At 59.9% G+C, this 13,101-nt stretch carries 11 protein-coding genes and 3 pseudogenes; 8 read left to right on the top strand and 6 right to left on the bottom strand.

Annotation, left to right across the window (positions count from 1 at the left end; translation table 11 throughout):
* Positions 1-7: 7 nt before the first annotated feature.
* Positions 8-502 (bottom strand): GNAT family N-acetyltransferase, encoded by a 495-nt coding sequence (locus tag OYW20_RS12570; RefSeq protein ID WP_268800990.1) that lies wholly within the window; start codon positions 500-502, stop codon positions 8-10.
* A gap of 436 nt (positions 503-938) precedes the next feature.
* Here OYW20_RS12570 and OYW20_RS12565 point away from each other — a divergent pair.
* A pseudogene (locus tag OYW20_RS12565) lies at positions 939-2,355 on the top strand (IS1182 family transposase).
* A gap of 214 nt (positions 2,356-2,569) precedes the next feature.
* Here OYW20_RS12565 and OYW20_RS26255 read toward each other — a convergent pair.
* The 4 genes and pseudogenes from OYW20_RS26255 to OYW20_RS12550 form a co-directional block, all read right to left on the bottom strand.
* Positions 2,570-3,166, bottom strand: a pseudogene (locus OYW20_RS26255) (methyl-accepting chemotaxis protein); the annotation flags it as partial.
* A 306-nt stretch (positions 3,167-3,472) separates the two neighbouring features.
* A pseudogene (locus tag OYW20_RS26250) lies at positions 3,473-4,135 on the bottom strand (MCP four helix bundle domain-containing protein); the annotation flags it as partial.
* Between the two features lie 315 nt (positions 4,136-4,450).
* Positions 4,451-5,635 carry a DUF2252 domain-containing protein gene (locus OYW20_RS12555; protein ID WP_268800988.1) on the bottom strand — a complete coding sequence of 395 codons (1,185 nt, stop codon included), beginning with the start codon at positions 5,633-5,635 and terminating at the stop codon, positions 4,451-4,453.
* Between the two features lie 98 nt (positions 5,636-5,733).
* Entirely contained in the window at positions 5,734-6,270 is a 537-nt protein-coding gene (locus OYW20_RS12550) for a cytochrome b (RefSeq protein ID WP_268801113.1), read from the bottom strand.
* Positions 6,271-6,459: 189 nt separating this feature from the next.
* On the opposite strand from OYW20_RS12550, the gene OYW20_RS12545 reads away from it, so the two are divergent.
* Genes OYW20_RS12545 through OYW20_RS12515 form a run of 7 tightly spaced genes read left to right on the top strand, consistent with a single transcriptional unit; the run spans position 6,460 to position 12,816 of the window.
* Positions 6,460-7,137 (top strand): thermostable hemolysin, encoded by a 678-nt coding sequence (locus OYW20_RS12545; RefSeq protein ID WP_268800987.1) that lies wholly within the window; start codon positions 6,460-6,462, stop codon positions 7,135-7,137.
* Positions 7,127-8,605, top strand: coding sequence for an AMP-binding protein (locus tag OYW20_RS12540; RefSeq protein ID WP_268800986.1), 1,479 nt, complete (start codon positions 7,127-7,129; stop codon positions 8,603-8,605). Before OYW20_RS12545 ends, OYW20_RS12540 begins: the two co-directional genes overlap by 11 nt.
* Positions 8,602-9,291, top strand: coding sequence for a TenA family transcriptional regulator (locus OYW20_RS12535; protein ID WP_268800985.1), 690 nt, complete (start codon positions 8,602-8,604; stop codon positions 9,289-9,291). Before OYW20_RS12540 ends, OYW20_RS12535 begins: the two co-directional genes overlap by 4 nt.
* A complete protein-coding gene (locus tag OYW20_RS12530; protein WP_268800984.1) occupies positions 9,278-10,087 on the top strand; it encodes an SDR family oxidoreductase in 810 nt (269 codons plus the stop codon). The genes OYW20_RS12535 and OYW20_RS12530 overlap by 14 nt, the downstream gene beginning before the upstream one ends.
* Positions 10,084-10,725, top strand: a complete 642-nt coding sequence (locus OYW20_RS12525; protein WP_268800983.1) for a tetratricopeptide repeat protein — start codon at positions 10,084-10,086, stop codon at positions 10,723-10,725. Before OYW20_RS12530 ends, OYW20_RS12525 begins: the two co-directional genes overlap by 4 nt.
* 10 nt (positions 10,726-10,735) lie before the next feature.
* Positions 10,736-11,398 (top strand): response regulator, encoded by a 663-nt coding sequence (locus OYW20_RS12520; protein WP_268800982.1) that lies wholly within the window; start codon positions 10,736-10,738, stop codon positions 11,396-11,398.
* The gene (locus OYW20_RS12515; RefSeq protein WP_268800981.1) at positions 11,395-12,816 is read left to right on the top strand and encodes an ATP-binding protein; all 1,422 of its coding nucleotides are present in this window, start codon (positions 11,395-11,397) and stop codon (positions 12,814-12,816) included. The genes OYW20_RS12520 and OYW20_RS12515 overlap by 4 nt, the downstream gene beginning before the upstream one ends.
* A gap of 38 nt (positions 12,817-12,854) precedes the next feature.
* On the opposite strand, the gene OYW20_RS12510 is transcribed toward OYW20_RS12515, so the two are convergent.
* Complete coding sequence (locus tag OYW20_RS12510; RefSeq protein ID WP_268801112.1) at positions 12,855-13,088, bottom strand: hypothetical protein; 234 nt, start codon at positions 13,086-13,088, stop codon at positions 12,855-12,857.
* Positions 13,089-13,101: the final 13 nt, after the last annotated feature.

Below are 13,101 nucleotides of genomic sequence, written 5' to 3'. Positions count from 1 at the left end.
CTGGTTATCAAAGCGGGCTGTGCATATGGGTCGTCTGCCACACCGGGTCGGCATCGATATCGATCACGTCGAAACCGCGTTTGCGCCAGAAGTCGATGGCACCCGGCAAAAACGGGTGGGTGTGCAGGTAAATGACATCGACCGCGTCGGCCACTGCCAAGGCTTTGAGTGCCTCGTACAACCTGGTCGCCAGACCTGGGCGGCGATACGCGGGGTGCACGAAGAGGCGGACCACTTCGACCACGTTCAGGCCTGGATAGGCAAGGTGCGGGAAGCGGCTGTCGTAGGGTAGATAACCGACGCAGGCAACGATTCGCCCTGCGTCGCGCGCCAGCAGAAATCGTCCCTTACCGTTTAAGTAAACGCTGGCAAAATCCGCCAGATCGGCTGGCATACCGGCCCCATCCAGCTTGGGAAAAAGCTCGGCGCGTGCGGCCAGGGTGAACTCGATGATTTCAGGAATATCCGCGCTGACCGGTGCGACGATGGTGAGCTGATCCAATACCTTTTCCTCTGCGAACCACACACGATTTAGCCCGGCATCTTATCGTGGTGGACCCTATCGCGAGCAAGCTCCTTCCCACGGGTTTGGCGTTCGGTGGTTGATGGTCGGTGATGCGGTTTGTCTGATGGACCGTATCGCGGCCTCGCTTTGGCTCGTCAGGCTCCTACAGGGTTTCGTAGCGTTTATTAGAGGCGATTAACCGCGAAATCTTTAAGTTCGTTAAAGGCGATTGGCCGCGAGATCTGTACGTTTGTTGGATGCGATTGGGCGCGAGATCTGTAGACGCGAATTCATTCGCGTGGCGGCATCACTGTTTCAACCCGGACAGCGGCTCGCCAACAAGTTGGCTCCTACACAGACTGTGTGAAAACCTAGCCAACCCGCCCCAGATCTAAGAAAATGCCCCGCATCGAAAGATGCGGGGCATTTTCTTATGGCGTACATCCAGGGCGAATCTCGAAACCAGACCAGCCTGTTTCCGGTTTCCATCGACGAAGTCATTCCCGAAGACCATCTCGTCCGGGTCATTGATGCCTATGTTTCGCGCCTTGATCTCCGGGTTCTGGGTTTTGATAAAGCCATCCCCAAAGGCAACGGACGTCCACCTTACAACCCGCCGATCTGCTCAAGCTCTACATCTACGGTTATTTCCAGCGCATACGGTCTTCGCGCCGGCTCGAAGCTGAGTGCCAACGCAACATCGAAGTCATGTGGCTGCTCAACCGCCTCGCGCCGGACTTCAAAACCATCGCCGACTTCCGCAAGGATAACGCCACCGCGTTCTCTGCAACCTGCCGCGCGTTTGTTCAGTTCTGCCGAACCGCAGGCTTGGTCAAAGGTGATCTGGTCGCCATCGATGGCAGCAAATTCAAGGCTGTCGCTTCGGCCCGTCGTCACATCAGCACCAAGCACCTCAAGCGCGATCAGGAAAAATTGGACCGCCGCATAGCCAAGTATCTAGAGGATTTGGACTGCGCAGATCGCGACGAAAATGAAGAGGTGGTTGATCGAAGCGCTGTTAAGACGGTGCTGGCAAAACTGACCGCCAAACGGGACGACTACCTGACCTGCCAGGCGCTGATGGACGAACTGCAGATCACCCAATTCATCAGCACCGAAAGCGACGCGCGGATGATGCGAGCCCGCAGGGCATGGCCGTTGCCTACAACGTGCAGACCGCAGTCGACGCTGAAAACAGCCTGATCGTGCACCACGAAGTGACTCAGGAAGGCGATGATCGCAAGCAACTGGAGCCGATGGCAAAAGCGACTCAGGAAGTCCTTGAACAACCGAATCTGACCGTTACTGCAGATGCCGGCTATTCAAACGGCGAGCATTTTCAGGCCTGTGATGACGCCGGCATCACGGCGTACGTACCGATTAATCGGGGCAACAACATTGAAGACCCCACTTTTTTTGGCCGGGACGATTTTAACTACGACCAGCAAAACGACCGCTACCAATGCCCGGCCGGGCATTTTTTGCCCCTGCTGCAACTGAACAAGGGACAGCGAATCTACCGCGCAAACGCTAATGACTGCGGCTCCTGCCCCCTTAAACATCGATGCACCAAGAGCCGCTATCGCTCGATCAAGCGACACGTTCACGAAGAAGCTTTTGAAAGAATGAAGCAGCGAATGCAGGCACATCCTGAGATGGTTGATGCCCGAAGAAGCATCGTCGAACACCCGTTTGGCAACCTCAAACAATGGATCTACGGCAATGGCCGGTTCTTGCTTCGCCAGCTAAAGGGTGCGCGAACGGAAATGGCGCTTGCGATAAACGCCTATAACCTGAAAAGGGCTATCAACGTGCTGGGCGTGCGCCGAATGATTGAGTTGCTGGCCTGAGGAAGGCCTTTTTTCTCTCTGTATAAATGGGAAATGCCCCGAGGTGATCGGGGCATTTTTTTGGTTAGCTGCTGGTTATCTGGTTTTCACACGGTCTGTACAGGAGGTCTTACAGCGCTGTTGTAGCGTGGCTTGCCCGCGAATCTGTAGGCGCGAATTCATTCGCGCGGGGCGCTGGACTTGATTCAAATGTCCAGCCGCCCCGCTGAGTGTCTTACATCTTGAACTGACGCAGCGTAGTGGTCAGGTTGGTGGCCAGCAAGGCGAGCGAGTGGCTGGCGCTGCTGGTCTGGTCCGCCCGAGCGGCTGACTGAACCGACAGATCCCGAATGCGAACCAGGTTGCGGTCCACTTCACGTGCGACCTGCGACTGTTCTTCCGAGGCGCTGGCGATGACCGTGTTGCGCTCATCAATGACCGCCACCGAGTTTGCAATCAGCGACAATGCGTCATTGGCCGATTGCGCCTGACCTTTGGTGCGCTGGGCCTGCTCGGTGCTGACCGCAAGCGCCGACACTGTGCTCTGTGTGCCCTGCTGGATGTGACCGATCATGGTTTCGATCTCACGCGTGGACTCACTGGTGCGGTGCGCCAATGCCCTTACTTCATCGGCCACCACGGCAAACCCGCGACCCGCATCGCCCGCACGGGCCGCCTCGATCGCGGCGTTCAGCGCCAGCAGGTTGGTTTGTTCCGAAACCGAACGAATCACTTCCAGCACTTTGCTGATTTCCAGCGTGCGAGTGGCAAGCACCTGTGCTTGCTCGGACGCGTTGTTGACGTTCTGCGTCAGCTCGATGATGGAGCTGACGGTATGATTGAGTTCCTCCTGGCCCTGGCGCGCCGAGCGTGAGGAGGTCTTCGACTCTTCGGACGTGGACACAGCGTTACGCGCCACTTCGTCAATGGCCTGACTCATTTCCGTCACAGCCGTGGCCGCCATTTCGATCTCGCTGTTCTGCGCTTGCAGGTCCGCGTTGCTGCTGACCATCAGGGCGTTCAGCTCTTCAGTGGCCGATGACAATTGCAGGGCTGCGTCGCCGACGTGATGAAGCGTGGTGCGCAGGTTTTCGCGCATGCGCCCCATCGACTGCAACAGCAGCGCCGCTTCGTCAGTGCCTTCGATGTTGATCGTGCTCTGGCGCAGATCGCCCGAGGCGACCAGTTCGGAGGCTTTCAAGGCGTCGTTGATCGGCCCGGAAAGGCTTTTGGTGAGGCGCCAGGCGAGTATCAGTGTCACAAGGATGGCCAAGGCACTGATGATTGCCGTCACGAGCTTGGCGTTGGCGTACGCCTGCGAAGCACTGTCACTGGACTCGGACTCTGAGTCGTCATTGAGCTTTTCGACTTTTCCCAGCAACGCAGACATCGTCTCAGCCACCGGAAGCAACTTGACCCAAGCGATTTGTCTGGCGTCCTCTGGCTGGTTGTTCTGCAGCAGGCTGTACAACTGGCTGGCATGATCGGTGTAGGTTTTATAGTTCTCGATCAAGCCATTGACCAGCGCCTGCTCGTCCGCCCCATTGATGAGAGGCTTGTAGGCATCAATTGCCTTACTGAAGTTGGCCTCTGTCTGTAAAAGTTCCTGGTGCGCCTGTTCAAGTTGAGAGGCGTCTCTTGCAGACAGCAATTTCATCAAGTCGTAGCGCGTATTGGCAAACGCCAGTGCAATGTCGTCGCCCAGTGCGATGCCTGGAAGCGAGTCATTTTCGATCTCCATTCCTTCTGCACGAATACTCCCCATCTGTTTGAGACTGAATACACCCAATCCGAGCACCATGAAAATCATCAGCGCGAAGCATGCGAGGGTACGATTGGAAATCTTCAACGATCTTAAATACATAGCGTCTCCATGACGGTTGGAATTGGGACCGACAGACGAATAGGGCGGTATCCATAGAATGGATATCGCCCTGCAGATGCCAATAATTAGGAACACCGTGTGAAATAACCGGTAGACGCTTTAAACCGAGCTATCCGGCAGTTGCGACAACCTGATTTGTTCCATGGGTTGCGCCAGTATTTTCTCCAGCTTTGGCATTGCCTGTGTCAACGTCGGGGCCTTGATGTGCGCCTGCAACGCGGCCTCCTTCGATCAGTGCTGGAGCGCATATCGGCGGCAGTGTTCCAGGTAGCCTTTTTCATGACTGCCGACCAACTGAACAACGCTGGACCACAACCACGACGGTGCATCGAGCACCTGTGAACGGTTGGACTGCAAGTCGTTGATCCAGGATGCGCGTGTGGCGAGGTCCATTTGCCGGGCGTGTGCACGTCCAACCACGCCGGCCAGGTAACTGGCGGCGCGCATGGCATCACGCTGGCTCAGTTGGTCCAGCTCAAGCTTCATGTCTTGCGGGAGCAGCTCACGCACGAAAAAACCGTGGTCGAGCACACGGGTCGCGATCATCCGGTTACCCAGCCCTGGTGACAGGCTGCGGGCGCCCTCGACCACGCGCTTGCCGTTGTCCCGGGGCATGGACGTGCGCGAAGCACGGGGCGCCGCGGCAGCCACGGCTTCCTTGATGTCCAGCAGGCAGTATTCCTGATCGACCTTGTCGCCTACTCCCAACAGCACAGCGTAGCGCCGCAGCCCCAGTGAACTGCAGCCCTTGACCCAGTAAGCCGAATCCAGCATCTGGACACGGTCGTCATCGGAGCGCCCCTTGAGCGAGGTCACCAACGCATGGATCTCCGGCGTGCCGCACAAGGTTTTCAACGCCGCGCGCTCGGGCCTGGACAACGACCAGAAGTGTTTGCCCAGCGGAATGGTCGGACGCACATCCTCGATGCGCTCCTGGGCGAGATGTTTCCAGGTCCGCCGCACCGCGCTGCGCATCCCGGCCTTGACCTGGTCGGGTTTGCGCGGCTCTTCGTCGACGTTGCCTTCAAAAGCCTGTTCGTAGCCGTGCATCATCTGCTCGAGCATTCGGGCGGTGGCCACGCCGGGCAAGTCCGAGCCGCGTGCAGCGGTTGCCAGCGACAGCGCCAGCCTGACCAGATCATGGGCGGGGTTGCCGATGACCGTTTGATCAAGGTCGCGGATGTGAATATCGGTGCCGCCTTTCGAGTCTCCCGTCGGGCCAAGGTTGCCCGCATGACAGTCCCCGCAGATCCACACCGGTGGCCCGCTGGGTAAGCGACGCCCCGGCAGGCTGTGCAGCCACTCATAAAACTGCACCGTGCTGCCGCGCACGTAAGCGTGGGCCGATCTGGCCATTTTCAGGTTCCGAAGCTGAGTCAGTGGTTCAAGGCGAGACGAGGGTCGAGGCGTTTTCATAGGTCATTCTTTGGCGGGATTAATCTGTTGACCGAACGCCCGCTCAGATGTTTCAAAGTATTACAGAGAGAATTCGGTCAGCGTTCAGCGGCTAGAGCTCAGCGTGGCAGCATGCGCCTGAGGGTGTTGTCGCGCACAACGTAGTGGTGAAACAGGCCTGCGACCGCGTGCAGCCCGATCAGCCAGTAGCCAGCGTTGCCCACCAGTTCGTGCCAGCTTTTGAGTTGCCTGGCCAAAGCCGGATCAACCGCCACGGGCGCCGGGATGAAGAACTCGAAGTAAGGCACTGGCTTGCCAGCTGCGGCCAGCATCAGCCATGCCAGGATTGGCGTTGCGATCATCAGCGCGTACAGCAGCGCGTGCATCAATGACGCCAGGCCGAGTTGCCAACCCGGCGGAGTCGGCGTGATGGTTGGCGCCTTGTTCATCAACCGACCCAGCAGGCGAAGCCAGACCAAAGCAAATACCGACAGCCCAAACAGGCCGTGCATGCCCAGTGCCGCACTGCGCAACGTGCTACCCCTGGGTGCCAGCCCTTTGAGCTGAATACAGGCGTACACCCCGATAAACAGTCCCAGCATCAGCCAGTGCAGTGTCAGGGAGAGTCGGTTGTATCGGTGCGTCGAGGGCGTCATGGTCAGGGTTCGCTTCTGGTGTGTGGCGCCGGCTTCGGCGATTGGGCACTGCATCAGTGCTGCGCCACCCTGCCCCACGCGTCTTAACGCAATCTGAAGACACTGAACGCTGATTTTCGAAGGCTTCAGACTGCCTTAAGAATCGCTGGCAATACTCCTCCCACACGCTACCGGGGAGGAGCCTCGCTCATGCATGATCTGGACTGGAATACTTGTCTACCCCTCAATTTCGGCACCGCCGGTGCGCAAGCATTGTCGCTGCACCGGGCGCGCAGTGAAGAGCCTCTGCGCCGCGATTTCGAAACCTTCATTCAGCACCGTTTTTATCAGGCGCATAACGCCAATGTGCAGCACTTCATGCCAGAACTGTTTGGCTTGAATGATGCGTCGGGCACGCTCTGCGCCGTCGCCGGCGTAAGAGTGGCGGCCTCCGGCAGTCTGTTTCTGGAGCACTATCTCGACGACCCCATCGAGCAAGTCGTTCAGGCCCGTGCCGGCAATACGGTGCAGCGCCAGGCGATTGTCGAAGTCGGTAACCTGGCCGCGAGCAACCTTGGCAGCGCGCGTCTGAGCATCATCACCATGACCTGGCTGCTGGCCATGGGCGGCCTGGAATGGGTGGCCTTTACCGGCAATGCGGGGCTGGTCAACAGTTTCAACCGCCTGGGCTTGCGCCCGGTAACGCTGTGTTCCGCTGATCCGTTGCGGCTGGGCGATGACCGTCACGCGTGGGGCAGCTATTACGACACCCAGCCTAGCGTCCACGTTGGCGACATTCGCGCAGGCTTCATGCACCTCAGCCAGAGCGGTCTGTTCGAACGGTTCGGCCTGCCCCTGATAACGGAGCGCACGTGCCATGTCGCCTGAACTGCAGCGATTTCGTGAGCATCTGGCGGAAATGGCCAGCGAGTACCCGCACACGTGCGCCCTTCAGGGCGATGACCTGCGGCTGGACTACGCCGAACTGGACGCGGAATTGAGGCTGCGCCAGCAGATGCTGAAAGAAGCATGCGCCCGTGTCGTCGCGCTGGCGCTGGACAATGGGCCCGACGCGCTCATCTGGGATCTTGCAATCCTCTTCGAAGGTCTGGCCTGTGTGACGCTGCCAGCGTTTTTCAGCGCCGCACAGCGCGAGCATTGCCTGGACCAGAGCCAGGCCGACCTGGTCATCGCCGACCCGGATGACGGATTTAAGTGGGAGGCCGCCGGCTACCAGCGCGACGCCGGTTTCTGGGTTCGACGCAATCCCTCGACCCCGTCAATGCCTGCCAGGACCGCAAAGCTCACGTTCACCTCGGGCACCACCGGCGCACCCAAAGGCGTTTGCCTGAGTGCCGACAGCGTGTTGACGGTGGCAAAGCAGCTTTACCAGGCAAGCCGCGAACAATCGCCGGTTGCCTATTTGTCGCTGCTGCCGCTGGCGATTCTGCTGGAGAACATCGGGTGCTACGCGGCGCTGTACGCAGGCGCAACCCTGAGCCTGCCGAGCCAGCGAACACTGGGTATGCAGGGCGCCAGTGGCGTGGACCTTTCCCGTCTGCTCGGTTGCCTGGCACGCCTGGACCCGGACAGCATGATTCTGGTGCCACAACTGTTGTTGATGCTGGTTACAGCGTGCGAGATGGCCGTGTTTGATCCGCGCCGGCTGCGCTTCGTTGCCGTTGGCGGCGCCAAAGTCAGCGAGACTTTGCTGACGCGTGCCGAGGCTGTCGGCATCCCGGTGTACGAAGGTTACGGGATGTCCGAGTGCGCCTCGGTGGTTGCACTCAATCGTCCTCAAGCCCATCGCCCCGGCAGCGTCGGCAAGCCGCTTGAACACGTCCAGATACGCCTGGCCGAGGATGGCGAGGTGTTGGTCTGCGGCGCGCCCATGCTCGGTTATCTCGGGGACACTCACGCCGTGCCACAGTGGTGGCCGACCGGCGACATCGGCGAATTCGATACGCAAGGCTATCTCTACCTCAAAGGTCGCAAGAAACATCAGTTCGTGACCAGTTTCGGTCGCAACGTCAATCCCGAATGGGTCGAGGCTGAACTGACTCAGCGCGGTTGCATCGGCCAGGCCTTTGTCCATGGCGAAGCGCTGGCCCACAACCACGCGCTGCTCTGGCCGCTGCGCCCGGACACCACCGATCAACAACTCGCAGACACCGTGGCGCAGACCAATCAGGCGCTGCCCGACTATGCCCGCGTTCACTCCTGGACCCGCCTGCCCCAGCCTTTTACCGCCGCCAATGGCATGGCGACCGCCAATGGCCGTCCGCGCCGGGAAGCGATACTCAACCAGTTCAAACAGCACTTCACTGAACAGCAGCACGCTGAGGATTTCTCATGAGCTTTTTCCAGACCCTGCAAGACGCCACCCGCACCGAACGCGAAACGCTGTTCAACCTGCCCGTTATCCATGACGCGCTGTCTGGCAACGTCACGCTGGAAAGCTACCGGGCGTTTCTCACCCAGGCCTACTACCACGTGCGCCATACCGTGCCGCTGATGATGGCGTGTGGCGCGCGACTGCCCTCGCATCTGGAGTGGCTGCGCGGCGCGGTGTGCGAATACATAGAAGATGAATACGGCCACGAAAAGTGGATTCTGAACGACCTGCGCGCCTGTGGTGCGGACGCCGATGCCGTGCGCGACGGTACGCCGGGCATGCCCATCGAGCTGATGGTCGCCTACCTGTATGACCTGATTGCCCGGGGGAATCCGGTGGGCCTGTTCGGCATGGTCAATGTGCTGGAAGGCACCAGCATCGCCCTGGCGACCCACGCGGCTGGCAGCATTCAGCAACGCCTCGGCTTGCCGCCGACTGCATTCAGCTACCTCAGCTCCCATGGCAGCCTGGATGTCGGGCACATGGAAACCTATCGAGGGCTCATGGACCGCCTCGAAGATCCGGAGGATCAGGCCGCCGTGATCAAGGCTTCCAGGATGGTCTACGGGTTGTACACCGAGATGTTCCGTCAATTGCCGACTTCCACTGCGGTGTCATTCGAGGCGCCTGCTCATGCGACTGTCTGAAGCACGCGTGGTATTGACCGGCGCCAGTGGCGGTATTGGTCTGGCAATCGCGCAGGCGCTGTGCAGCCAAGGTGCCGAGGTGTTGGCGGTTTCCAGGCACCGCGAACCCTTGCGGGCGTTGCAGGCGCAATATCCGCACTTGCTGCATTGGGTCAGCGCGGATCTCACCACCCCCGAGGGCAGGCAGAACGTCCTGATGACGGCGCAGGCCATGCGGGGCGTCAACCTGCTGATCAATGCCGCGGGCATCAATCACTTCTCGATGCTTGAGCAACTGCCCGGCGACGAGATCGACGCCATGCTCAACATCAACCTGCACGCGCCGATCCAGCTGACCAGCCTGATGTTGCCACTGCTGCGCGAAGCCAATAGCGCCATGGTGGTCAATGTTGGTTCTACTTATGGCTCGATTGGTTACGCCGGTTATGCCACCTACTGCGCCAGCAAATTTGCCTTGCGCGGGTTTTCCGAAGCGCTGCGCAGGGAGTTGGCAGACACCCGTATTGGCGTGCTGTACGTAGCACCGCGCGCCACCCGCACCTCGATGAACAGCCCTGCGGCGCAAGCGCTGAACAGCGCCCTGAAAAGCCGTGAGGATGATCCAGAGCACGTGGCGGCCGCGGTCATTCACGCCATTGCCGGCAACCGCCGTGAACTTTATCTGGGATGGCCGGAGCGCTTTTTCGTAGGCCTCAACAGTCTGTTGCCCACCGTCGTCGACAAAGGCTTGCGCAAACACCTGCCGCTGATTCGCCGTCTCAGCCACTCGTCTTTAGAAGAGAAGACCAAACCATGAGAACTACCCTGTTTGCCTTGCTGTGCCTGATCTGCATGCCATTGTGGGCGCTGGATGCACCCGATCAGCAACGGCTGCTGTCGATCCAGCAAGAGTGGGCGCGCATTCAATATCAGGTGCCTGAGAGCCAGCGCGCCGAAGCGTTTGAAAAGCTTGCGGTCCAGTCAGATGCTTTCAAGCAACAGCGGCCGGCCGCTGCCGAGGCCTGGATCTGGTCAGGCATCGTCACCAGCAGTTGGGCCGGTGCACAAGGCGGCTTGGGCGCGCTTGGGAAGGTGAAACTGGCTAAAGCCGATCTGGAAAAAGCCCTCACGCTCGATCCGAACGCCTTGCAGGGCTCGGCCTACGCCAGCCTGGGCACGCTTTATGATCGGGTGCCCGGCTGGCCGATAGGCTTTGGCGACGCCGACAAGGCCCAGGCCTTGCTGGAGCAAGCGGTGAAGATCAACCCCGACGGCATCGATCCGTTGTATTTCTGGGGTGACCATCTATTTCGTCAGGCGCACTATGCTCAAGCCAAGGCAGCACTGGAAAAAGCGTTGTTGGCAGCGGCCAGGCCGGGTCGCGAGTCGGCGGATGCCGGTCGTAAAAAAGACATCCAGCTGTTGCTGGCCGACGTGAACAAAAAACTGAAATAACGGAGCGTTCATGCGTTTGCTGTTGATTGAGGACGATGTTGCACTGGGCGAAGGGATTCATCAGGCCTTGAGCCGCGAAGGGTATACGGTCGACTGGTTGAAAGACGGCACCAGCGCCCTGCACGCATTGCTCAGCGAAACCTTCGATGTGGCGATTCTTGACCTCGGCCTGCCGAGGATGGATGGGCTGGAGGTGATGCGGCGCATGCGCGAGAGCGGCTCAACGCTGCCGGTGTTGATCCTCACCGCGCGTGACGCTACCGAAGACCGTATCGCCGGGCTGGACGCAGGCGCCGACGATTACCTGGTCAAACCCTTCGATCTCTCGGAACTCAAGGCCCGGCTGCGGGCCTTGCTTCGGCGTAGTGCCGGGCGCGCCCGCATGCTGATCGAGCACGCAGGGATCAGTCTCGACCCCGCCACGCAACAGGTCACCTACCACAACACGCCTGTACCGCTGACGCCCAAGGAATACCAACTGCTTTACGAACTGCTGTCGCCCCCGGGTCGCGTGATGACCCGTGAGCGGCTGATTCAGCTGCTGTATGGCTGGAACGAGGAAGCAGAAAGCAACACCCTCGAAGTGCATATTCATCACCTGCGCAAGAAGTTCTCCAGCGACTTGATTCGCACCGTTCGAGGGGTGGGCTATCTGGTGGAGGATCGCCCTTGAACTCGATTCGTCGCCGTACGCTGACGCTTATTCTTGGCTTGGTGACGGCTGGCCTGCTACTGCTGACGCTGGTCAATGTGCATGACAGCAACCACGAAATCGCCGAGGTCTACGACGCCCAGTTGGCGCAGAACGCCCGGTTGCTGCAAGGGGTGATGCGCATGCCGATGGCGCGAGAGGCCCATGCGCAGTTGTATCAGGCGTTCAATCAGGCGCTGGGCCAGGCCGAGACCCGTGTCGACGGCCACCCCTATGAGAGCAAAATCGCGTTCCAGGTGTGGGATCTGCAGGGCAAATTACTTGTCCATACCCCCAGCGCGCCGACATTCACTCACGCACCGCAAACCATCGGTTTCAGCAACGTGACCGATCTGGGTAAACACCAATGGCGCGCGTTCGTGCTCACCGACGCAGAACACGGCCTGCTGATCTGGGTCGGCGAGCGCGACGATGTGCGCTCGGACCTCGTCAACCGCATCGTTCGTCACACCGTGGTGCCCAATCTGGTCGGCAGCCTGCTGCTGATGGTCGCTATCTGGCTGGCGATTGGCTGGGGCCTCAAGCCTTTGGCTGACCTTGCCGCCACGCTGCGCGGTCGTCATCCCGGTTCGCTGGAACCGCTGCAGATGGCGCCGCTGCCCGGGGAGCTTGAACCCATGCAGGCAGCACTGAACCGGCTATTGGGGCAAATTCAGGAGGTGCTCAGCCGCGAGCGGCGCTTTATCGCCGACGCTGCCCATGAGATGCGCACCCCATTGGCCGTGCTGCGGGTGCATGCGCAGAACGTGCTGGAAGCGCGCAATGAGGAGCAACGGCAGCAGTCGTTGAATTACTTGATTATCGGGGTAGACCGCACGACCCGGCTGGTCAACCAGCTGCTGACCATTGCCCGCATGGAGCCTAACGCCGGGCCGATGAAGAACGCCACTGCGGATCTGGTCGGCGCCATACGCCAGAGCCTGGCGCAGATGACGCCGTGGGTGTTGAGCAAAAAGCTCGAGCTGTCTTTTGAATGCAATGAACCTGCGCGCCAGCTAGAGACGGATTTTCCGGCGATCGACATTGCGCTGCAGAACCTGCTGACCAATGCGGTGAATTTTTCCCCGGAGGGCGGACTTGTGAGTGTCAGCCTGAGGTTTGACGCGCAGCGCTTCGTGCTCAGCGTGACCGATCAGGGACCGGGTGTCGATGAGGCGGCACGCAAGCGTTTGTTCGAGCGGTTTTACAGCCGTGGCAACGATCAGGGCGTCGGGCTGGGGTTGACTATCGTGCAGACCGTCGCCACACGCCTGGGTGGAACGATCAGTCTTGATAATGAGCCGGCTGGCGGGCTGACAGCGACCCTCGACGTGCCGCTCGATCAACCTATGGATGCTGGCGATTCACAGATCGCCGGGCATCAGCTTCTGGCTGACTGAGAGGCGCCGGGGTGGCCAGATTGTGTCCGCAAGCGGAATCAGTTTTTGGCGGGTGTCTCGATGGATTTAGGCACTTCGCTGGTGGGCACGAAGGTCTTGGCTTCGTCGGCAGCGGCTGCCTTGGACTCGGCCCCAGCTTTATCCGCCTTGGCTTGCTCCTTGGCGGCGTCTTTCATGTTGTCCTGGGCCTGTTCGGCGTGATGCTCAGCTTGTTGAGCCTTGTCTTCGGACTTGGAGTCGCAAGCTGCCAGGCCGAGTGAGCCGACCAGCATCAGCGTAGACAAT

It is taken from the genome of Pseudomonas sp. BSw22131, assembly GCF_026810445.1.
Lineage (GTDB): Bacteria > Pseudomonadota > Gammaproteobacteria > Pseudomonadales > Pseudomonadaceae > Aquipseudomonas > Aquipseudomonas huanghezhanensis.
This window is presented reverse-complemented; position numbering and strand designations above follow the sequence as displayed.

Bases quoted from the DNA above. Each gene is read 5' to 3' on its own strand.
- OYW20_RS12555 (WP_268800988.1), bottom strand. From the start codon at position 5,635: ATGAAAACGCCTCGACCCTCGTCTCGCCTTGAACCACTGACTCAGCTT.
- OYW20_RS12550 (WP_268801113.1), bottom strand. From the start codon at position 6,270: ATGACGCCCTCGACGCACCGATACAACCGACTCTCCCTGACACTGCAC.
- OYW20_RS12545 (WP_268800987.1), top strand. From the start codon at position 6,460: ATGCATGATCTGGACTGGAATACTTGTCTACCCCTCAATTTCGGCACC.
- OYW20_RS12540 (WP_268800986.1), top strand. From the start codon at position 7,127: ATGTCGCCTGAACTGCAGCGATTTCGTGAGCATCTGGCGGAAATGGCC.
- OYW20_RS12535 (WP_268800985.1), top strand. From the start codon at position 8,602: ATGAGCTTTTTCCAGACCCTGCAAGACGCCACCCGCACCGAACGCGAA.
- OYW20_RS12530 (WP_268800984.1), top strand. From the start codon at position 9,278: ATGCGACTGTCTGAAGCACGCGTGGTATTGACCGGCGCCAGTGGCGGT.
- OYW20_RS12525 (WP_268800983.1), top strand. From the start codon at position 10,084: ATGAGAACTACCCTGTTTGCCTTGCTGTGCCTGATCTGCATGCCATTG.
- OYW20_RS12520 (WP_268800982.1), top strand. From the start codon at position 10,736: ATGCGTTTGCTGTTGATTGAGGACGATGTTGCACTGGGCGAAGGGATT.
- OYW20_RS12510 (WP_268801112.1), bottom strand. From the start codon at position 13,088: ATGCTGGTCGGCTCACTCGGCCTGGCAGCTTGCGACTCCAAGTCCGAA.